At 65.1% G+C, this 19,048-nt stretch carries 21 protein-coding genes and 1 pseudogene; 12 read left to right on the forward strand and 10 right to left on the reverse strand.

The annotated features are described in order from the left end of the window. Positions 1–15 precede the first annotated feature (15 nt). The 9 genes and pseudogenes from KT882_RS26630 to KT882_RS26670 form a co-directional block, all read left to right on the forward strand. Entirely contained in the window at positions 16–678 is a 663-nt protein-coding gene (locus tag KT882_RS26630; protein ID WP_161074076.1) for a nicotinate-nucleotide adenylyltransferase, read from the forward strand. Next, the gene (gene rsfS / locus KT882_RS26635; RefSeq protein WP_228893729.1) at positions 678–1,409 is read left to right on the forward strand and encodes a ribosome silencing factor; all 732 of its coding nucleotides are present in this window, start codon (positions 678–680) and stop codon (positions 1,407–1,409) included. The genes KT882_RS26630 and rsfS overlap by 1 nt, the downstream gene beginning before the upstream one ends. Positions 1,410–1,422: 13 nt before the next feature. Beyond that, on the forward strand, positions 1,423–1,893 hold the full coding sequence (rlmH, locus tag KT882_RS26640) for a 23S rRNA (pseudouridine(1915)-N(3))-methyltransferase RlmH (RefSeq protein ID WP_161074074.1): 471 nt from the start codon (positions 1,423–1,425) through the stop codon (positions 1,891–1,893). Positions 1,894–1,913: 20 nt separating this feature from the next. Further along, positions 1,914–2,534, forward strand: a complete 621-nt coding sequence (locus KT882_RS26645; protein ID WP_228893730.1) for a Maf family protein — start codon at positions 1,914–1,916, stop codon at positions 2,532–2,534. 12 nt (positions 2,535–2,546) lie between these two features. Continuing rightward, the gene (locus KT882_RS26650) at positions 2,547–3,590 is read left to right on the forward strand and encodes an ABC transporter substrate-binding protein (protein ID WP_228893731.1); all 1,044 of its coding nucleotides are present in this window, start codon (positions 2,547–2,549) and stop codon (positions 3,588–3,590) included. A 60-nt stretch (positions 3,591–3,650) separates the two neighbouring features. After that, positions 3,651–5,114, forward strand: a complete 1,464-nt coding sequence (gene rng / locus KT882_RS26655; RefSeq protein ID WP_161074071.1) for a ribonuclease G — start codon at positions 3,651–3,653, stop codon at positions 5,112–5,114. A gap of 84 nt (positions 5,115–5,198) precedes the next feature. After that, the gene (locus KT882_RS26660) at positions 5,199–6,236 is read left to right on the forward strand and encodes an AAA family ATPase (RefSeq protein ID WP_161074070.1); all 1,038 of its coding nucleotides are present in this window, start codon (positions 5,199–5,201) and stop codon (positions 6,234–6,236) included. After that, entirely contained in the window at positions 6,236–6,754 is a 519-nt protein-coding gene (locus KT882_RS26665) for a hypothetical protein (RefSeq protein ID WP_187358785.1), read from the forward strand. The genes KT882_RS26660 and KT882_RS26665 overlap by 1 nt, the downstream gene beginning before the upstream one ends. Before the next feature lie 4 nt (positions 6,755–6,758). After that, positions 6,759–7,190: pseudogene (locus tag KT882_RS26670) on the forward strand (ribonuclease E/G); the annotation flags it as partial. A gap of 339 nt (positions 7,191–7,529) precedes the next feature. Here the strand turns inward: KT882_RS26670 and KT882_RS26675 are convergent. From KT882_RS26675 to KT882_RS26705, 7 genes are all read right to left on the reverse strand, one after another. After that, on the reverse strand, positions 7,530–7,745 hold the full coding sequence (locus tag KT882_RS26675) for a cold-shock protein (RefSeq protein WP_161074069.1): 216 nt from the start codon (positions 7,743–7,745) through the stop codon (positions 7,530–7,532). 190 nt (positions 7,746–7,935) lie between these two features. Further along, the gene (locus tag KT882_RS26680; protein ID WP_161074068.1) at positions 7,936–8,148 is read right to left on the reverse strand and encodes an anti-sigma factor; all 213 of its coding nucleotides are present in this window, start codon (positions 8,146–8,148) and stop codon (positions 7,936–7,938) included. Continuing rightward, complete coding sequence (locus KT882_RS26685) at positions 8,145–8,738, reverse strand: sigma-70 family RNA polymerase sigma factor (RefSeq protein WP_161074067.1); 594 nt, start codon at positions 8,736–8,738, stop codon at positions 8,145–8,147. Before KT882_RS26685 ends, KT882_RS26680 begins: the two co-directional genes overlap by 4 nt. A 25-nt stretch (positions 8,739–8,763) precedes the next feature. Then, positions 8,764–9,717 carry a catalase gene (locus tag KT882_RS26690; protein ID WP_228893732.1) on the reverse strand — a complete coding sequence of 318 codons (954 nt, stop codon included), beginning with the start codon at positions 9,715–9,717 and terminating at the stop codon, positions 8,764–8,766. Between the two features lie 166 nt (positions 9,718–9,883). Beyond that, positions 9,884–10,114: a type II toxin-antitoxin system VapB family antitoxin gene (gene vapB / locus KT882_RS26695; RefSeq protein ID WP_161074065.1), complete on the reverse strand. Its 231-nt coding sequence runs from the start codon at positions 10,112–10,114 to the stop codon at positions 9,884–9,886. Between the two features lie 52 nt (positions 10,115–10,166). After that, a complete protein-coding gene (gene waaF, locus KT882_RS26700) occupies positions 10,167–11,219 on the reverse strand; it encodes a lipopolysaccharide heptosyltransferase II (protein WP_228893733.1) in 1,053 nt (350 codons plus the stop codon). Next, positions 11,216–12,223: an O-antigen ligase family protein gene (locus tag KT882_RS26705; RefSeq protein ID WP_228893734.1), complete on the reverse strand. Its 1,008-nt coding sequence runs from the start codon at positions 12,221–12,223 to the stop codon at positions 11,216–11,218. Before KT882_RS26705 ends, waaF begins: the two co-directional genes overlap by 4 nt. A 307-nt stretch (positions 12,224–12,530) precedes the next feature. Between KT882_RS26705 and KT882_RS26710 the strand changes: the two genes are divergently transcribed. Beyond that, positions 12,531–13,439, forward strand: coding sequence for a glycosyltransferase family 2 protein (locus tag KT882_RS26710; RefSeq protein WP_228893735.1), 909 nt, complete (start codon positions 12,531–12,533; stop codon positions 13,437–13,439). A gap of 97 nt (positions 13,440–13,536) precedes the next feature. Here KT882_RS26710 and KT882_RS26715 read toward each other — a convergent pair whose 3' ends face one another. Then, a complete protein-coding gene (locus KT882_RS26715; protein ID WP_228893736.1) occupies positions 13,537–14,145 on the reverse strand; it encodes a response regulator transcription factor in 609 nt (202 codons plus the stop codon). A gap of 1 nt (position 14,146) precedes the next feature. After that, entirely contained in the window at positions 14,147–15,679 is a 1,533-nt protein-coding gene (locus tag KT882_RS26720) for a sensor histidine kinase (RefSeq protein ID WP_228893737.1), read from the reverse strand. A gap of 216 nt (positions 15,680–15,895) precedes the next feature. Between KT882_RS26720 and KT882_RS26725 the strand changes: the two genes are divergently transcribed. Beyond that, a complete protein-coding gene (locus KT882_RS26725) occupies positions 15,896–16,891 on the forward strand; it encodes a VirK/YbjX family protein (RefSeq protein WP_228893738.1) in 996 nt (331 codons plus the stop codon). Positions 16,892–16,945: 54 nt separating this feature from the next. Next, a complete protein-coding gene (locus KT882_RS26730) occupies positions 16,946–17,176 on the forward strand; it encodes a DUF6139 family protein (RefSeq protein ID WP_161074058.1) in 231 nt (76 codons plus the stop codon). 3 nt (positions 17,177–17,179) lie between these two features. On the opposite strand, the gene KT882_RS26735 is transcribed toward KT882_RS26730, so the two are convergent. Beyond that, positions 17,180–19,045 (reverse strand): DUF4214 domain-containing protein, encoded by a 1,866-nt coding sequence (locus KT882_RS26735; protein ID WP_228893739.1) that lies wholly within the window; start codon positions 19,043–19,045, stop codon positions 17,180–17,182. Positions 19,046–19,048 lie beyond the last annotated feature (3 nt).

The raw sequence follows: 19,048 nt of genomic DNA on the forward strand, positions 1-19,048 counted from the left end.
ACGGTGCCCGATGCCATGCAGCCCGCCCCGGCCCGCCGCATCGCCCTGCTGGGAGGCACATTCGATCCGGTCCACAACGGCCACGTTGCCCTCGGCGCGCATTTCATGCGCCTGCTGCAGGCCGACGAGCTGGTGGTATTGCCCGCCCTGCCCTGGCAGAAGGCGGCGCTGAAGGCCACGCCGGCCCAGCGCGCCGAGATGGTGGCGCTGGCCTTCGCGGGCCAGCCTTTCCCGGTGACGGTGGACCGGCGCGAGCTGGAACGCGGCCAGCCGACCTACACGGTCGACACGCTGCGCGAACTGCGCGCCGAACTGGGGCCGCAGGCGTCCATCGCTTTCCTGATGGGGGCCGACCAGCTGCAGCGGCTCGACACCTGGCATGACTGGCAGGCGCTGTTCGGGCTGGCCCACCTGTGCGTGGCGGCCCGCCCCGGCTTCCGGCTGGACGCCCTGCCGCCGGCAGTGGCACAAGAATTCGCCCGGCGCGCGGCTGCGCCGGAGCAAATAGGAAAATCGCCGTCTGGACTGACGTGCATGGCGCCCGATCTGGCGCTGGACATCTCAGCCACCGGCATTCGTGCGGCATTACAACGCGGAACGCGGCCGGCTTTGCCAGCCTTACTTATTCCGCCGGTAGTGCTAGACTATATTGAACAACATAATCTTTACAAAGAATAATGGATATTAAAAAACTGCAAACCCTGGTCGTGGACGCCCTGGAAGACGTTAAAGGCCAGGAAATCGCCCTGTTCGACACCACCCACCTGACCAGCCTGTTCGACCGCATCGCGATCGTGTCCGGCACCTCCAACCGCCAGACCAAGGCGCTGGCCGCCTCGGTGCGCGACAAGGTGAAAGCCGCCGGCGGCGACGTCATCGGCATGGAAGGCGAGGACACCGGTGAATGGGTGCTGGTCGACCTGGGCGACATGATCGTCCACATCATGCAGGCGCCTATCCGCGCTTACTACCGCCTGGAAGAGATCTGGGGCGACAAGCCGGTGAAACTGGGCGCGGCCAAGCGCAAGTCCACCACCGAAGGCGCCGAAGCTGCCGCGCCGAAGAAAGTGTCGGGCCACCTGGCCGCCGGCAAGAAAGAGAAAGCCGCCGAGCCTGTCATCGAGAAGAAAGCCGTCCCTGCGCGCAAGCCTGGCGTGACCAAGGCCAAGCCGAAGGCCGCGCCGGTCGATACCGACGCCGTGGTGAAAAAGCCGCGCAAGAAAGCCGAGCCTATCGATCCGTCCATCCCGGAAGGCAAAAAAGTGAAAGTGGGCGCCACCAAGTCGCTGACCGCTTCCACCAAGGCCAACCGCGAAGAAAAAGCCAAGGTCGCCTCCAAGCTCAAGGCCGCTGCCGAAGCGCCGGCCAAGACCGTGATCAAGCGCCTGAAAAAAGCGGCAGCCGAATAAGGCCGGGGACGCAGTGCAGCTGATTATCGCCGCAGTCGGGCACAAGATGCCGGCCTGGATCGAGTCCGGCTACGCCGAATACACGAAGCGCATGCCGCCCGAGCTGCGCATCGTGCTCAAGGAAATCAAGCCGGTCGAGCGTTCCGGCAGCAAGACCGCCGCCACCGCCATGGCGCTCGAACGCGAGCGCATCGAGGCGGCGCTGCCCAAGTCGGTGCGCATCATTGCGCTCGACGAGCGCGGCAAGGACTTGACCAGCGTGGGCCTGTCCCAGCAGCTGGAGCTGTGGCAGCAGGACGGGCGCGACACGGCCTTCCTGATCGGCGGCGCCGACGGGCTGGACCCGGCCCTGAAAGCGCGCGCCGAAGGCTTGATACGCATTTCCAGCATGACGCTGCCGCATGGGATGGTGCGCGTGATGCTGGCCGAGCAGCTGTACCGGGCGTGGACCATTACGCAGAACCACCCTTATCATCGCGTTTAGAACGGTGAAAGCACGACATCATGAAACCGGTCGACAAGAAAATCTACCTGGCGTCTAAAAGCCCGAGGCGGCGCGAACTGCTGCGCCAGATCGGCGTTGATTTCGAGCTGCTGCTGCTGCGCAGCGACGGCCCGCGCGGCGCCGACGTCACCGAGGAGGTGCTGCCCGGCGAAAAGGCCTACGACTACGTGGGCCGCGTGGCGGCTGAAAAAGCGGCCTTCGCCTGGAACCTGGTGCAGCGCCGCCACCTGGTCTCGCGCCCGGTGCTGGCGGCCGACACCACGGTCACCGTGGACGGCGCCATCCTGGGCAAGCCGGCCAACAACGCGGAAGCGGTGGCCATGCTGGAGCAGCTGTCCGGCCGTACCCACCAGGTGATGACGGCCATCGCCGTGCACCACCACAATATCGCGCTGCAGGTCACGCAAGTGTCCGAAGTGCGCTTCGGCACCCTCTCCCCCGCCTCCATCCAGGCCTATTGCGCCACCCAGGAGCCTTACGACAAGGCCGGCGGCTATGGCATCCAGGGCCTCGCTTCGCTGTTCGTCGAGCATATCGAAGGCAGCCATTCGGGCATCATGGGCCTGCCGCTGTACGAAACGGCGCAGCTGCTGCGCCAGGCCGGACTGCCGCTGCCCTAGGCGAGTGGGCAGATGAAGCGGCAGCAGCAGGCCAGTCACCGGGCGCGCAGGAAGGCGCTGCGGACACTAGCGGCGTTGCTGCCCCTGCCGGCGCTCTGGAGCGCCACCGCGCCGGCTGCGGCGCAATCCCCTGCCCCCACCATCCTGCTGATCGAAAGCTACCATGCCGGCTTCGAATGGGACGCCGGCTACAAGGCCGCCCTGCAAGCGCGCCTGGAACCGGCCTACCGCGTGGTCAGCGTGGAACTCGACACCAAGCGCCTGCCGCCGGCGCGCCACGCCGCCATGGCCGACAGCGCCTGGGCCAGCTACCTGAAACTGAAACCGGCGCTGGTGATCGTGGGCGACGACGCCGCGCTCAGCCTGCTGGCTGCCCGGCTGGGCGCCACCGCCACGCCGGTGGTCTACCTGGGCATCAACAACAATCCGCGCGCCTATTTCGACCCGGCCAAGGTGCGCAACATCACGGGCGTGCTGGAGCGGCCGCTGGTCAAGCGCAATGTCGCGCAGTTGCGCAAGATCCTGCCTGCGGCGCGGCGCGTGCTGTTCCTGTTCGACACCAGCATGACCTCCACCGTGCTGCTCAGCGAAGTCTTCCAGGGCCGCGCGCGGCAAACCATCGAGGGGCTGGAGGTCGACATCAAGCTGATCGCCGACTGGCCGCTGTGGCAGGCCGAAGTGCTGGCGGCGCGCAGCAAGGGCTACGACGCCATCTACCTCGGCACCTACCAGGCCGTGCGCGAAGAGACCGCCTTTCCGCGCACGGCCATGGCCATGCTGCGCTGGACCTCGGAACACGCCCAGGTGCCTGTGTTCGGGCTGTGGGACTTCTTCGTCGGCCCGGACCTGGCCGTGGGCGGCCTGGTGCTGGACGGCCGCGAGCAGGGCATGGCGGCGGCGGACATCGCGCTGCGCATCCTGTCCGGCGCCGCGCCGAGCAGCATTTACCCCGTGACCGCGCAGCGCGGCCGCTTCGTGTTCAGCCGCGCGCAGCTGCTGCGCCACCATATTGTCCTGCCGCCCGAGATTGCCGCGCAAAGCACGCTGGTCGACTGAGTTTGCCGCTCCGCAGTGGCGCGTGTATGATCTTCGTTCAGAACAATAAGGCAACACTCCATGAACGAAGACATCCTCATCAACATCACCCCGCAAGAAACCCGGGTCGCCCTGATACTCCAGGGCGCCGTCCAGGAGCTGCACATCGAGCGTACGCTCACGCGCGGCCTGGCGGGCAACGTCTATTCGGGCAAGGTGGTGCGGGTGCTGCCGGGCATGCAGTCGGCCTTTATCGACATCGGCCTGGAGCGGGCCGCCTTCCTGCACGTGGCCGACATCTGGGAAGCGCGCCCGCACGACGGCCAGAACGCCGCCCCCACGCCGATCGAGAAGATCCTGTTCGACGGCCAGGTGCTGACGGTGCAGGTGATCAAGGACCCGATCGGCACCAAGGGCGCGCGCCTGTCGACCCAGATTTCGATCGCCGGGCGCATGCTGGTCTATCTGCCGCAGGACAACCATATCGGCGTGTCGCAGAAGATCGAGAAGGAAAGCGAGCGCGAGTCGCTGCGCACGCGCCTGCAAGGGCTGCTGCCGGCCGAGGAAAAAGGCGGCTACATCGTGCGCACGCAGGCCGAGGACGCGTCGGACTCCGACCTGGCGGCCGACGTGGACTACTTGCGCAAGACCTGGGCCGCCATCACGCACGGCGCGCGCACCCGGCCCGCCACCAGCCTGCTGCACCAGGACTTGAGCCTGGCCCAGCGCGTGCTGCGCGACTTCGTGCACGACGAAACGGCCACCATCCAGGTGGACTCGCGCGAGAACTTTATCGCGCTGACCGAATTCGGCAAGACCTACACCCCCAGTGTGCTGCCGCGCCTGCAGCACTACACCGGCGAGCGGCCGCTGTTCGACCTGTACGGCGTGGAGGAGGAGATCCTGCGCGCGCTGGGCCGGCGCGTGGACCTGAAATCCGGCGGCTACCTGATCGTCGACCAGACCGAGGCCATGACCACCATCGACGTCAACACCGGCGGCTTCGTGGGCGGGCGCAACTTTGCCGACACCATCTTCAAGACCAACCTGGAGGCAGCGCACGCCATCGCGCGCCAGCTGCGGCTGCGTAATTTGGGCGGCATCATCATCCTCGACTTCATCGACATGGAGAACGCCGAGCACCGCAGCGCGGTGCTGCTGGAGCTGAAGAAGACTTTGGCGCGCGACCGCACCAAGGTGTCGGTGAGCGGCTTCTCGGCGCTGGGACTGGTGGAGATGACGCGCAAGCGCACGCGCGAATCGCTGGCGCACATCCTGTGCGAACCCTGCCCTGCGTGTGCAGGCAAGGGCCAGGTCAAGACCTCGCGCACCATCTGCTACGAGATCCTGCGCGAGCTGCTGCGCGAAGCCAAGCAATTCAACCCGCGCGAATTCCGCATCCTCGCCTCGCAGGAAGTGGTGGACCTGTTCCTGGAAGAGGAATCCCAGCACCTGGCCATGCTGGGCGATTTCATCGGCAAGAAGATCTCGCTGCAGGTGGAGAACTCCTACCACCAGGAACAGTACGACGTGATCCTGATGTAAGCCGGCCCGGATCGTTCTGACCAAGACATTCATATGCATTTCGGAATACGGCGGCATCGGACGGCATTCCAATAGGAAGATCACATGCTTAAGAAAGCAAAATTTCACAACCTCACCACCGTTCCCAACGAGGTCTGGACTTTCTCCAAAGGTCTGAATGTAATCGTCGGCGAGAATGCCATGGGCAAATCGCATGTGCTCAAGGCCATCTATGCAATGCTCAAAGTTCAATCCGGCAAAGACTTCGCCAAAACCAACTTCGAACGGGCATATGCGGACAAATTGCTTGGAGTAATGCGTCCAGAATCCATCGGTCGCCTCGTCAAGCGAAAACAGGGCCGTGATCGTTGTGAAATTACCTTGACGATGGACGCTCCCGGTAAAAATTCTTCCATTGCGTTTGCCACCAATGCCAAGTCGCAGGTGGAAGTCATCAAGGCTCCCAAGGAAAATCTGGCCCTGCCGCCGGTTTATCTGCCCACGCGTGAACTGGCTACTTTGTGCCCGTGGTTTGTTCCTCTGTACGACAACTACCATGTCGAATTCGAAGAAGCATGGCGCGATACCGTGTCGCTGCTCGGCGCCCCGTCGATCAAGGGTCCCCGCACCCGCGATGCAGCACGCCTTCTGAAACCGCTCGAAAAAGCAATGGGCGGCAAGGTCGTGGTCGATGCCGCCAGTGGCCGGTTCTACTTACACGTCGCGGGGGCGGGCCGTATGGAAATGCCCTTGGTTGCGGAAGGGCTGCGTAAGCTGGCCATGCTGGCACGCCTGATCAGTACCGGTGTGTTGCTGGAACAAGGCTACCTGTTTTGGGACGAACCCGAAACCAACCTGAATCCAAAACTTATCAAGGTTATTGCTGAAAGCATAGTCCATTTGGCAGCTGAAGGCATCCAGGTGTTCATTGCGACCCATTCACTATTCCTGCTCAGGGAGTTGGAAATGCTGACCGCAAGCGGCACTTACGCTGCGCTACCTACACGTTATTTTTCGCTGAAAGACGCTGTCGACGAAGTCGCGCTGGAACAAGGCGACAAGATCGATGATTTGCAAACGCTAGTGCTGCTGGATGAGGAACTGCATCAGTCTGACCGATTCCTCGCTGCCGAGGATCGATAATGCCCGTCATTGAACAGTCGATCACGGAAGGCGCGCTAACGTTCGACTTCCCGCCGGGCGCGAAGTCGAGCAAATACGATGACTGGTCCCACTATCGCAATCAATTTCAGAATACCTGCGGTGCAAGCAAAGCTGTTGATATCGTCGTCAAAGAGAACAACGCACTGTGGCTCATTGAGGTCAAAGACTTCCGCCAGCACGCCAGAACCAAGGCCATAGATTTGGCCGATGAAATCGCCGTCAAGGTACGGGATACGCTGGCAGGACTGGTGAGCGCGCAGTGCCATGCTGTAAATACTGATGAGCAGCGCATGGCGAAAGAACTGCTCAAGTCCAGAAAGCTGCGCGTCGTCTGCCACTTGGAGCAGCCTGCAAAGCACTCACGATTGCGGCCCCGCGCCTTTGAGCCTGACAAGCTGGAATTGAAACTGCGAACCTTGCTCAAAGCAATAGACCCTCATCCGGCCGTCGTGGACAAAAACTCATTGCATGACACCATGAACTGGACAGTCCGTTAATCGCGACTTCATCGACATGGAGAACGCCGAGCACCGCAGCGCGGTGCTGCTGGAGCTGAAGAAGACTTTGGCGCGCGACCGCACCAAGGTGTCGGTGAGCGGCTTCTCGGCGCTGGGGCTGGTCGAGATGACGCGCAAGCGCACGCGCGAATCGCTGGCCCACATCCTGCGCGAGCCCTGCCCGGCCTGCGCCGGCAAGGGCCAGGTCAAGACCTCGCGCACCATCTGCTACGAGATCCTGCGCGAGCTGCTGCGCGAAGCCAAGCAATTCAACCCGCGCGAGTTCCGCATCCTCGCCTCGCAGGAAGTGGTGGACCTGTTCCTGGAAGAGGAATCCCAGCACCTGGCCATGCTGGGCGATTTCATCGGCAAGAAGATCTCGCTGCAGGCGGAGAACTCCTACCACCAGGAACAGTACCACGTGATTTTGATGTGACAGAATAAAATCAACCCGGCAGCCAGACGTAAAAAAGCCCGCATGCAGCGGGCTTTTCTATTCAGTATGACGCATGACTCAGCGATCACCCTGGCTATCTGCCAGGTGTCATCGGCACCGGTAACCCGCGCTATCTGCGCGGTGCAAGCGGTGACTGCAAGCCATTGTCCCGCTAAACCATTTTCTCCCGACCCTGGCTATCTGCCAGGTGTCCAAAGCCGGTTGGAGGGGGACGACGCAACAAGGCGCATGGCAATGCGGCCTTCATCTGGGTATCGCATGTCTTCAACCGCGAAGACTCGCCGCAGCCGGCTATGCCGGGCGCGGGTAGATCATCAATCAGGACAGAACCTGAATGTTGCCAGCTTTTTCGCCTTTAGGGCCAACGCTGCGCTCAAACGAGACGCGCTGGTTTTCGGACAGGCTCTTGAAGCCGGTCGACTGGATGTCGCCGAAGTGCGCGAACAGGTCTGCGCCGCCCGCGTCTGGCGTGATGAAGCCGAAGCCTTTAGCGTCGTTGAACCATTTGACAATACCGGTTTGTTGAATACTCATGTTTTTTTCCTTTGATTAAAACAATAGGCAACTTTGCCTTAAGGGCACTTGAAACCAAGAATTAAAACCGAAGGAAAAACTGAACGACCTGGGATAACAGCCATGCGGAATTGGGACCGACAAGATTACGACTTGATGCAAGTACGAGATGCAATATACGCGGCTTTGCGCGTATCACCTAACGTTATATTTATTTAATTTTGCGCCCTGCGTTGGCGGCAAACAGCACATCGAGCTGCGCGAACAGGTCCGCGAACTGGCGCGAGGCGACGCGGCAGGCGTCGCAGCCTTGCAGGTGGCGCGCGAGCTGGCTGTGCTGCGCGGCCGTCAGCGCTTCGTCGCGCGCGCCGCAGACCAGATAGGTGGTTTCGCGGCAGGTCAGCTTTTTCACTTCGTCGTTCATTGTTCTTCTCCCCAGGCCCGCACCGTGCATTCGCGCAGCCGCATGCGCGCACGGTACAGCACCACGCGCAGATTGCCGCCGCTGATGGCGGCGCCTTGCTCTATTTCGGCCAGCTCCAGGCCCAGGTATTCGCGCATCAGGAAGATGCGCGCGGTCTGCTCGGGCAGGCGCGCCATGCAGAGTTCCACTATGTCGAGCAGCTGCCGCTGCGAGGCCTGCGTTTCGGCGCATACCGTGTCGATGAACACCTCCGGGTGCCAGGCGTCTTCGGCCGTGAACAGGGCGTCGATGCTGAAGCCGTCGGCGTCTTCGGCGGCGGATGCGCCGTCCAGCGGCGCCATGCGGCGCGCGCGGATGATGTCGATGATCTTGAAGCGCAGGATGCCGGTCAGCCAGCTGCGCACACTGGCTTTGCCCGCATAGCCGTTCCAGCCTTTGAGCGCGCCGAGCAGGGTTTCCTGCACGGCGTCCTCCGCGTCGGCGTCCGAGGAAAGCTGCAGGCGCGCCAGGCGCAGCAGGAAGGAGCGCTCGCGCGTCACCGCCGCCCAGCCGTCTTTGCCGTCCTGCCCGTCCTTGCCGGTTCCATTCATGGCGCTGCGCTCCTTGCAGGGTTGCTTACTTGCCGCCGCTGCGCCGCGCCAGCGACACGGCGTATGCCGCCGCGCGTGAACGCAGGATGGGATCGTCGCTCATGGCGATGGAGGCAGGCAGATTGCCCGGCATGAAGACCACGCCGTCGCATGCGCCCGCGTCGTCCAGCGCCTGCACCGCCAGCGTGCCGAGCGCCACCTTGGCGCTGCCCTGCCACGGCTGGCTGGGGTCCAACAGGCTGTCGCCGGCGGCGGGCAACTGGGCGTAGATGGTGTAGGCCACACCATCCTTGCCCAGGCGTTCGCGCAGCTCGGCCTGGAGGAACTGGTCCGGCAGGCTTTGTTCCTGATCCGCGCTCAGGTAGTGCGTGCCGGCCTGTGGCTCCACCACGATACGGGCATGCTGCCTGGCCTGCCCTTCGCCGCCGAACACGAATGCGTTGTTGGAGAAGTAGGCCGTGGTGGCGTAGGACTGCGGCGCGGCGTGCGCGGCCAGCAGCGCCGGCTGGCGCGTGCCGTCCGGGTAGGCCGCGTTGTGGACGGCGATTTTCTGCGGGTCCGGTTTCCTGGTGGCCGGGTCGGGCACGCGCGCTTCCAGGAAGCTGACGAAGGAGGCTGGCGTGGCGGCGAAGAACACCGGTTCCGAGAGCAGCAGCAGGTCGTAGACCTCGCCGCCGCCGCTCAGGCGCATGGTCAGCCCGCGCACGCTGCGGCTCTTGTCCGACACGCCGGGATTGCCGCCGCCAACCGAGAAGCGCACCTGGGCGGCCACGCTGGACTGGCGGAACAATGGGCTGCCGGCGAAACCGGCCGCGCCGGGGGCCGGGGTGAACACGCCGGTGGCGCAGAAGCCCTTGGCGTGCGAGGCGCGTTTGCCGGCGTGCTTGCCGAAGGCGTTGTTCAATGCGTCGACCAGGGCGGCGGGAGACGGTTCGGCCGGTGGCTGGGCTTGGGCGTGGGCGGCGAGCGAGAGGGTCATGGCGAGTAAGCTCCTGTAGATAAGCGTGGTATTCAAAACAGTTCTCCAAAAAAGTGGGGATATGCTGTTAAGTCGCCGCTCACTCGCCGATGTTACAACTATTTCTGCAATTATTTTCCGGGCGGGCCGCGCCTCACGGTATGCGTATCCAGAATGAGCCTCAGCATCAGAACGCCTCCCGCTCCTGCTGTGCGGGCTGGCCACGGTCGGCCATAAAGTCATCGCTCACGCCAGGGGCGTCAAACCAGCTATCCCAGCACTCCCCGGCGGGAGAAATGATTCTTGTCCTGCCCAGCACCACGACATCGACCCGCTTCACGTCTCCCGGCAACGCCACGGCTTTGGGCAGCCGTATTGCCTGACTACGATTGCTCTGAAAAACAGCACCTTGTTCCATATGGCCCCCTCGTATATACGTTTGGCATATACATTGTAGGCCTACATTAAAATCAATCGATAGGCGTCAGCATGGGCTGCAGGGTCTGCCACACTTGCTGCGGCGCGATCTTTTGCATGCAATCCTGGTGGCCCAGCGGGCATTCGCGCTGCTTGCACGGCGCGCACTCCAGGCGCAGCGAGATCGACGCGGCCACGTCGGAAAACGGCGGCGCGTGGCCGGGGTCCGTGGGGCCGTAGATGGCCACCACCGGGCGGTTCAGCGCCGAGGCGATGTGCAGCAGGCCGGAGTCGTTGCTGACCACGGCGCCGGCGCGGGCGATCAGCGCCACCGCCTCGGCCAGGCTGGTGGCGCCGGCCAGGTTGTGCAGCGCCGCTGCCGCGGACCCGGCGCCGGCCACCACTTCGGCGCACACGTCCTTGTCCTTGGGTGACCCCAGCAGCGCAATCTGCACTTGCGGATGCGCCGCCACAATGGCTTGCGCCAGGCCGGCGAAATGGCTGGCGGGCCAGCGCTTGGCCGAGCCGAATTCGGCGCCGGGGGCGAACGCCACCAGCGGGCGCTGCGGGTCCAGCCCGGTGCGCGCGCAGGCGGCGGCGATCTGTTCGGCGCTCGCCTGCAGCGCCGGGCGCGGCACCGGCTGCAAGGGCGTTTGCGGCGCGCGCGCCAGCGCCGCGTAGAACGGCACCATGGGGCGCGGCGGCACGTCGTCATGGTGCATGACGTTGATCAGGCCATAGCGGCTCTCGCCTTTATAGCCCACCCGCTGCGGAATGCCGGCCAGCCAGGGGATCAGCGCGTACTTGAGGGTGTTGGGCAGCACATAGGCCGCCGCGTAGCCGCGCCGGCGCAGCTCGCGCGCATAGCGCCAGCGCTCGCGCAGCTGCAGCGGGCCATGGCGGAACGGGGTTTCCAGCACCTGGTCCACCTCGGCCATCTGCCGCCACACCGGCGCCACCTGGGGCGGCGCCAGCACGTCGATGGGCCGCTCCGGATGGGCCGCGCGCAGCAGCGCCAGCAGCGGCTGCGCCATCACGGCGTCGCCTATCCAGTTGGGAGAAATCACCAGCGTGCGCGGCGGCAGCGGCGGCGGTAGCTGGCTCATGGCGCTATCCTCTCGTCCTGCGCGTTCAGGCAAAAGCCCATCAGCAGGAACAGCATTTGTACGTAGAACATGGTGCTCAGGATGGACCAGAAGATGACCTCGGTCAGGCCGAAGCTGAAATAGCCGGTCACCAGCAGCATGCCCGCCAGCGCGGGCGCAATGACGGCGGGGCTGGCCGACTCGTGGGTTTTCAGGATGCGAAGGAAGAACAGGAAGGGCGCGAGCATGGTGAACAGATAGACCAGCAGGCCGGGGATGCCGCCGTACACCAGCACGTGCATCATGTCGTTATGGAAGTGCTCGGCCTCCAGCACGAAGGGCTGCAGCCGCCCGGCCGCCACTTCCTGCTCCAGCTCCGCGCGGATTTCCTTGTGGGTGGAGATGCGCCACGGGTGCCGGGCGGCCAGCGCCAGGCCGCCCTTCCACAGCTCCAGGCGCACGCCCACATTGGTCAGGCGCACCGTGCCGTCGAAATAGGCGGTCACGTCGTACACGCCCTGGCGCACACGGCCGCGGGTGCCGGTCCCATCAATGAAGTAAGTACTCACCAACAGCACCACCACCAGCAGCGCCAGCACCTTGGACACGCGGCTGCGCAGGAAGTGGCCGTATTTGATGAACAGCACGGCGGCAAACAGGATGGCGACCCAGCCGCCACGGGTACCGGAGGCCACCGAGCCGAGCAGGCCGGCCAGCGCGCCCAGCGCCGGCCACAGCACCTGCTTGCCCTTGAAATCGAGCACCGCCGCCAGGCACATCATGCCCATGCACAGCGCGATGTCGCCAAAGGTGATGGAGTTGATCAGGCCGCCGGGCCGGTCTATGCCCAGGCCCCAGCGCTGGTAGCAGATGAACACCGCGCCGCCCGCGGTGCCGGCGATCAGGCCGGCCCACAGGGCCTTGCGGCTGGGCCGCAGCGCCAGCACGGCCAGCAGCACGGTGACGCTGAAAAAGATACGGCTGGGTTTCTCCAGTGCGCGCAATTGTATGTCGGGATGCAACAATAGACCCGCCAGCGCAAATGCGAAACTGATACCAAACGCTGTTAAAACCGTCCGAACCTCAGTAAGATGACGCAATAAGCCTGGTTTTGCTGCACGCCAGCAAAGCATGCCGGCGAGCAGAAACAGAAAGCCTACCGTGCTGACACTATTGCGCGTGATTAAGGCCAAGGCCGGCAGCAGGAAAATCAGACTGTGGATGAGATAAGATAGTGCGTTGTCTTGCAGAATGTTTTTTTTTGTAAAAGTATTATTCATTAATGTTTTGTGAGCTTATTCTTGCAAAATCAGCACAGGCAGCATCCACTTCATGCAACAAGCGTCAAAAATATCCGTCATCATCACGACCTACAACCGGCCCGACGCCCTGGCGGCAGTGCTGGAGGCCTGCTTCTGCCAGGACGATAATCAATTCGAAATCATTATCGCTGATGACGGCTCCACCCACAACACGCGCCAGTGCGTGGAAAACCTGAAGCGCCGCTCGCCGGTGCCGCTGCTGCACGTGTGGCAGCCGGATGAGGGCTTCCGCGCCGCGCGCGCGCGCAACCAGGGCATCCTGGCCGCCAGCGGCGACTACATTATCTTCCTGGACGGCGACTGCATGCCGCAGCCCAACTTCATCAGCCAGCACCGCAAGCTGGCCCGGCCGGGCTACCTGGTGACGGGCAGCCGCGTGCTGCTGAGCCCGGGCTACACGCTGCGCCTGCTGGCCGAGCGCCTCAGCCTGCGCGGCCTGACCGTGTGGGACAAGCTGAAGCTGCGCCTGACCGGCGACCTGAACAAATTCCTGCAGACCGTGCTGACGCTGCCCAACTTCGGCCGCGAAAGCCGCCGCTTCAGCTGGCGCCGCATCAAGAGCTGCAATCTGGGCGTGTGGCGCAGCGACCTGACCACGGTGAATGGCTTCGACGAGAGCTTCCAGGGCTGGGGCCATGAGGATTCCGACCTGGTGGTGCGCCTGTTCAATGCCGGCGTGATGCGCAAGGAAGGCGCGTTCGCCACCGAGGTCTACCACCTGTGGCACAAGGAGAATGAGCGCAGCCTGGAGGACCGCAACCGGCATATCGTGCTGCAGCGCGCCGCCGACAAGACCGTGCGCGCCGCGCAGGGGCTGCAGTCGCAGACGCCGGCCAACTCGGCGCCGGCGCCGCAAGCGATGCCGCCGGGCGTGCGGCCGGCAGCGCAAGCCAGCCTGGCCGCCGCGAACGGCTCCTGACGGCGCTGGCGGCATTGGCGGGTTACGCGCCGCCGAAACACCGAAACACCGTAGGGCGGGTCAGGCGCAGCGCGCCGTAACCCGCCAAGCAGCGCCGCTACGCCTGGTCCAGCATGGCAATGCGCACCAGGTCGGCAACATTGCCCACCCCCAGCTTGGCCATCAGCCGCGCCTTGTGCACTTCCACCGTGCGCACGCTGATGCCCAGCTCCGGCGCGATTTCGCGGTTGTGCCGCCCCTCCACCACCAGTTGCATCACTTCCCGCTCGCGCGGCGTCAGTTCGCGCAGCAGGGCCAGGTGGTCGTCGCGCTCGCGGTTCTGGCGGCGCTGCCGCGCTTCCGACGAAAACGCTTCATCGATGGCGGCCACCAGCTTGGCGTCGTCGAAGGGTTTTTCCAGGAAGTCCAGCGCCTGCGCCTTGAAGGCGGCGCGCGCCAGCGCCACGTCGGCGTGGCCGGTGACGATGACGATGGGGATGCGGTTGCCCAGCTCGGCCAGGCGCTGCTGCACTTCCAGGCCGTCCATGCCGCTCATGCGGATGTCGATCAGCAGGCAGCCGGCCCATTCCGGACGCCAGGCCTGCAGCAGCGCTTCGCCGCTGGAGAACACGGCGGTGCGGTAGCCGCGCACGCCCAGCAGCAAGCCGAGCGCGTCGCGCACGGCAGGGTCGTCGTCGACGATAAATACGGTCAGGTCCAATGCCACGCTATTCTCCTGTTTCACCTTCCAGCGCCGGGAGTATAAAGCGGAATATGCCGTGTTCGGCCACCTCCGCCCACAATTTCCCGCCGTGCGCTTCAATAATCGCGCGGCTGAGCACCAGCCCCAGGCCCAGGCCGCTGGACTTGGTCGACACAAAGGGCTCGAACAGGCGCCGCGACAGCGCCTCGGACACGCCTGCGCCGCTGTCCTCGACCGTGATGCGCAGGCGCGCGCCGCCCAGCGCCTGCGCCGACAGCGTAATGCGGCGCTGGCCCGGCGGGCAGGCGGCCACCGAGTCGAGCGCGTTGGCCAGCAGGTTGCGCAGCACCAGCTCCACCTGCAGCCGGTCCGCCAGCACCGACACCGGCGGCGCCTGCGCCACCGCCAGTTCCACCCCCTGCTCGCGGCACTGGCTGAAGAACTGCTGCGTGATGGCGGCCAGCAGCGCGCTGGCCGGCACCGGCTCCAGGCGCAGCGCGCCGGTGCGGAAGAAGTCGCGCAGGCGCCGCACCACTTCGGCGGCGCGCACCGATTCGCTCACCATGCGCCCGATGGCGCCCTTCAGCAGCTCGCCGGTCTCGCCGCGCTCGAGCAGGTGCTCGCAGGCCTTGCCGTAGGCCGACAGCGCCGTCATCGGCTGGTTCAGCTCGTGCGCCAGCGCGGCCGCCATTTCGCCGGCCGCGGCCAGCCGCAGCGTGTGCTTGAGCTCGTCAGCCACCTGGCGCCGCTCGTCGACCACGATGCCGATAAAGAAGGCCACCAGCGCCAGCACCGCGTCCAGCAGCTGCAGCTCGGCCACCTCGATGTCGACCGCGTTGTTCCAGCGCACCAGGGTGACGATGGCCAGCTGCAGCGTGAACACGATCAGCGCGGCGCCGTACACGCCCTGGCGCGTGGCGGCCCAGATCACGGGCAGGAACAGGAAGTAGAAATGCTTGAACTCGGCCCGCGCAATGTGGCCGAACACGGCCGTGAGCATGCACACGGCCAGCACCAGGTAGCCCAGGGTTTCCCAGCGCCAGGCGGCGGCGCGCAGGCGCGCGCGGCTCTCCTCCCTGGCCAGCATCCAGATCAGCGGCATGGACACCATGATGCCCACCATGTCGCCGATGGCGAAGCGCCACACCGCCAGCGCGCCCTGCCCGGCCGGGATCTGCCCGGCCGAGGACAGCAGCGCCACATAGGCCACGCCGTTCAGCAGCGCGCCGGCCGCCACCGCCACCAGCCAGGTCAGCAGGCGGTCGCGGTTGTCGAACATGGCGCCGTTGCTGAAGTTGCGCCGCAGCCCTTCGCCGATCAGGCCGTAGCCCAAGGTCAGGCTGAGCGCGCCCAGCAAGGTGAACAGCGGCCCGGCCGACATGCCGCGAAACAATATGTCGCCAAGCAGCAACGCTGCAAACCACGGCAGCGCCGCTTTTTTTCCGTAGCGCAGCCAGTACACCAGGCCCAGCGCCGGATCCGGATTCCAGGGCGTGATATTGACGCCGTACAGCGGGTCGACATAGGTAAGCCAGTCGAGCAGCAGATATAGCAACAAGAATAATGGTCCGTGCAAATTTGACCATGCCAATGCCGAGAAGCGCCTCATAGGGCCAAGCTTTCTGCCATGTAAGTGTTTCCCTTAAGCTAATCCGCGAATTGCCAGCGCTTGCGCGCACCGATATATTTCTGATTGTAACGTAGTGTTTCCCCCGGCCCAGCCCATGCCGCCCGCATTTATCACTGAACATCGCACTCTGGAGTACCGAACAACATGCAGGCTATCACCCTCCGAGCCGGGCTGGAACGGAAATCGTTGCCCTCCATGGCCTGCGCGGCCGTCAAACTGCAAGTGCGCGCACTGGCCCATCCGCTGCTGACGCGCGGCTGGCTGCAGGCGCTCAATTCGCATGGCGCGCTGCGCGAGCTGGCCCAAATGCAGCCGCGCCTGCTGCACAAAATCTACCGTCCCTACCTGAGCAGCCGCCTGACCCAGCGCCAGCGCCTGGCGGCCCTGGTGTCGCACTACCGTTTCGTGCTCCAGCACGGGCTGGCGCCGGTGGTGGCGCAAGCCACGAGCGGCCGGGTGGAGCTGGCCAGCTTTGCGGGCAAGTCCGGCGCGGTCTACCAGATCGACCTGCGCGCCATCGTGCCGATGGAGCGCGAAGGCGAACTGGTGCTCCAGCTGCGCTGCGGCGACACGCTGGTGTCCTCGGTGGCCTTCTCCTTCCTGGCGGACGGCCACCAGGCCTGCGTGGGCATAGGCTGCCTGCAGGGACCGCAATGCGGCGACGGCCTGGAGCTGGCGCGCGAAGCGACCCGCGACCTGCACGGCCTGCGCCCTAAAAACCTGCTGGTGCGCCTGGTGCAGCAGCTGGGCTACGCCTACGGCTGCAGCCAGTTGCTGCTGGTGGGCAACGACAACCGCGCCGTGCTGAAGCAGATCCGCAAAGGCCGCGTGCATGCGGACTACAACGCACTGTGGATGGAAATGGGCGCCCAGCCGCGCAGCGACGGCGACTACGCGCTCGCTTGCGGTCCTTTGATGGCGCCGGTGATGGAGGAGATCGCCTCCAAAAAGCGTTCGGAAGCGCGCAAGCGCCACGAACTGCTGGCGTCCGTGGCGGCCAGCGTGGTCGATGGTATTGCCGCGCGGCAGCCGCAAGCGGAGCAGCAGCCCCTGCGGGAGGCCGCACGCGAGCCGGTGCGGGAGCCGGTGCGCGATACCGAACTGGAGAGCACACTGGACGCGGCGCTGGCCGCAGCCTGAATCGGCGGGGTGCGGTAGAATCGCCGCACCACCACTACAACCTGGGAGCATGCAATGCGACTGGATATCTACCGCCGCGCCGAACACGACGGCCTGTTTTCCTACCTGGCCGTCCCCGAAGGCAAACCCATCCCGCAGGAAGCCATCAATACCGACTGGGAAGCGGCCAGCATGGCGCTGGAAGTGGACGATGGCGCCGAGGCCCTGCCCGACTTCCATATCTCCCAGCCCCACCAGCAGATCGGCGTGAAAGGCTACGCCATCACCGGCCTGAAAGACCTGTAAGGCTTAGACAAAGGGCGTGTACTCGAAGCCGTTCTGGATGGCGCCTATCACCTGGGCGTAATTCTCCGGGCTGTCGCTGAACGAGGCCAGCACGGCGGCCTGCGAGGCCAGCCCTTTATTGAGCACATCGAGCCAGTAGGCCGCGCCGTCCGCGTCCGGCGCGCGGTGCAGCACATTGCTGTACAGCAGGTTCACCAGCGTGGCGTTGCTCGGCGTGGCGCTGCCGTAAAGCTTGATGAACTCCGCGCTGGTCATGAAATTGGCGGCCACTTCCCCCAGCCCTACGCCGCGGTCCATCACCCCTATCCAGTAGCCCAGGCCGGGCAGGTCGGGCGCGCGGTTGAAGGCGGCCTGGTAGACGCGGTAAGCCTGCCCGCCCGCGCCGTCAATATCGATGGCGAGGATCTTGTCGGCAAACTTGATGCGCTCGCTCCCCACCAGCAGGTCGGTGCCGCCGGCGCCGGCCAGGTCGGCCACTGTGTAGCCATAGGCGGTTTTCGCCACCGTGTAGCTGCTGCGCGCGCCGGCGTACAGGACGGTGTCCGTGCCGGCCCCGCCATTGACGAAATTATTGCCCGCCGTGGCGGCCAGCGTGTCCGCGCCCGCCGTGCCGCTCAGATTCAGGCTGCTCGCCACCGTAAACGCCTGCGCCGCCGACGCCGCCGACACATTGCCGTTCGCATCGGTGGCCTTGGCGGTGACGCTGTAGCTGCCGTTGGCCAGCGCCACCGGCTGGATGCTCCAGCTGCCGTTGGCGGCCGCCGTGCCCACGCCCAGGCTGACGGCGCCGTTGAACAGCTCCACCTTGGCTCCCGCTTCGGCGCTGCCGCTGAACAGCGGATGGTTGCCGCTGGCGGCCGCGCTGCCGTCCTTGCCGAACACCAGCACCGGCGCGGCCGGCGGCAGCGCGTCCAGGCTGGACAGCGCCAGCGTGCCGTCGCCGAAGCGCAGCAGCTCGATATTGCGCAGCGTGTCGACGCCCTCGGCGCCGCTGACGCGCCAGTTCAGCGCATCGAGCTGCACCACGCTGTAGGCCGCGCGCAGGCCGGCGTAGATGGCGGTGTCGGTCCCGGCGCCGCCGTCCAGCGTGTCGTTGCCGCCCACGCCTTCGAGCGCGTCGTCGGCCGCGCCGCCGGTCAGGATGTCGCCCGCGCTGGTGCCGGTGTAGTAGCGCCCGCCCCCGCTCGAGCCCACGCCCAGCAGGCCGCCCAGGCCGTCGCCGCCGTACAGCCATTTCAGCGCGGCCAGGTCGTACTGGCTGTAGCTGGCATAGGGGCCGCCGGAATCGGTGTAGGACATCAAGGTGTTGGCCGTGGTGTCGCTGCCGGCCGGCAGCACGATATCGCCCTCGAAGGGGTGCTTGAGCCCCATCATGTGGCCCATCTCGTGCAGCAGCGTTTCCAGGCCCTGGCCGCCGCCCAGGAAGCTGTTCTGGCCGCCCCACTGCACGTTGTCCAGGTAGATATAGGCGTTGGCGTTATAGGCCGTGATCACCTCGCCGCTCTTGTAGGAATAGTTGATGCCCCAGCTGCACAGGCCCGAAGTATTGGCGCCGACGATGTCGGCGTAGGCGAAATGCACCTTGGCCGCCGTGCCGCTGGTGGTTTCCGTGAAGACGATGCCGGTGATGCTGCTCAGGTAGGCCAGCGCCGTGCGCGTGGCGGCCTGCTGCGCGGCCGTGAAGGCCTGCGGCGCGCTCTGGATGCTGCTGTTGCTAGACTGCAGGCCGCTGGCCGTGGAGAAAGTGTAGCTGATGGTGTTGCCGGTCGACGGCGCCAGGTAGTTCCAGGCCGGCCCGTCATCGAGCAAGGCGTCGATGTAGTTCAGGCCGGACAGCGGCGCGGTGGTGACCTCGGTAACGGTAGCCATGCT

The sequence above is a fragment of the Pseudoduganella aquatica genome, assembly GCF_020865585.1.
In the GTDB taxonomy this organism is placed as follows: domain Bacteria; phylum Pseudomonadota; class Gammaproteobacteria; order Burkholderiales; family Burkholderiaceae_D; genus Rugamonas; species Rugamonas aquatica_A.

Bases quoted from the DNA above. Each gene is read 5' to 3' on its own strand.
- KT882_RS26665 (WP_187358785.1), top strand. From the start codon at position 6,236: ATGCCCGTCATTGAACAGTCGATCACGGAAGGCGCGCTAACGTTCGAC.
- vapB (WP_161074065.1), bottom strand. From the start codon at position 10,114: ATGGAACAAGGTGCTGTTTTTCAGAGCAATCGTAGTCAGGCAATACGG.
- KT882_RS26675 (WP_161074069.1), bottom strand. From the start codon at position 7,745: ATGAGTATTCAACAAACCGGTATTGTCAAATGGTTCAACGACGCTAAA.
- KT882_RS26730 (WP_161074058.1), top strand. From the start codon at position 16,946: ATGCGACTGGATATCTACCGCCGCGCCGAACACGACGGCCTGTTTTCC.
- KT882_RS26645 (WP_228893730.1), top strand. From the start codon at position 1,914: ATGAAACCGGTCGACAAGAAAATCTACCTGGCGTCTAAAAGCCCGAGG.
- rsfS (WP_228893729.1), top strand. From the start codon at position 678: ATGGATATTAAAAAACTGCAAACCCTGGTCGTGGACGCCCTGGAAGAC.
- KT882_RS26735 (WP_228893739.1), bottom strand. From the start codon at position 19,045: ATGGCTACCGTTACCGAGGTCACCACCGCGCCGCTGTCCGGCCTGAAC.
- KT882_RS26685 (WP_161074067.1), bottom strand. From the start codon at position 8,738: ATGAATGGAACCGGCAAGGACGGGCAGGACGGCAAAGACGGCTGGGCG.
- KT882_RS26660 (WP_161074070.1), top strand. From the start codon at position 5,199: ATGCTTAAGAAAGCAAAATTTCACAACCTCACCACCGTTCCCAACGAG.
- KT882_RS26690 (WP_228893732.1), bottom strand. From the start codon at position 9,717: ATGACCCTCTCGCTCGCCGCCCACGCCCAAGCCCAGCCACCGGCCGAA.
- waaF (WP_228893733.1), bottom strand. From the start codon at position 11,219: ATGAGCCAGCTACCGCCGCCGCTGCCGCCGCGCACGCTGGTGATTTCT.
- KT882_RS26630 (WP_161074076.1), top strand. From the start codon at position 16: ATGCAGCCCGCCCCGGCCCGCCGCATCGCCCTGCTGGGAGGCACATTC.
- KT882_RS26650 (WP_228893731.1), top strand. From the start codon at position 2,547: ATGAAGCGGCAGCAGCAGGCCAGTCACCGGGCGCGCAGGAAGGCGCTG.
- KT882_RS26710 (WP_228893735.1), top strand. From the start codon at position 12,531: ATGCAACAAGCGTCAAAAATATCCGTCATCATCACGACCTACAACCGG.
- rng (WP_161074071.1), top strand. From the start codon at position 3,651: ATGAACGAAGACATCCTCATCAACATCACCCCGCAAGAAACCCGGGTC.
- KT882_RS26725 (WP_228893738.1), top strand. From the start codon at position 15,896: ATGCAGGCTATCACCCTCCGAGCCGGGCTGGAACGGAAATCGTTGCCC.
- KT882_RS26680 (WP_161074068.1), bottom strand. From the start codon at position 8,148: ATGAACGACGAAGTGAAAAAGCTGACCTGCCGCGAAACCACCTATCTG.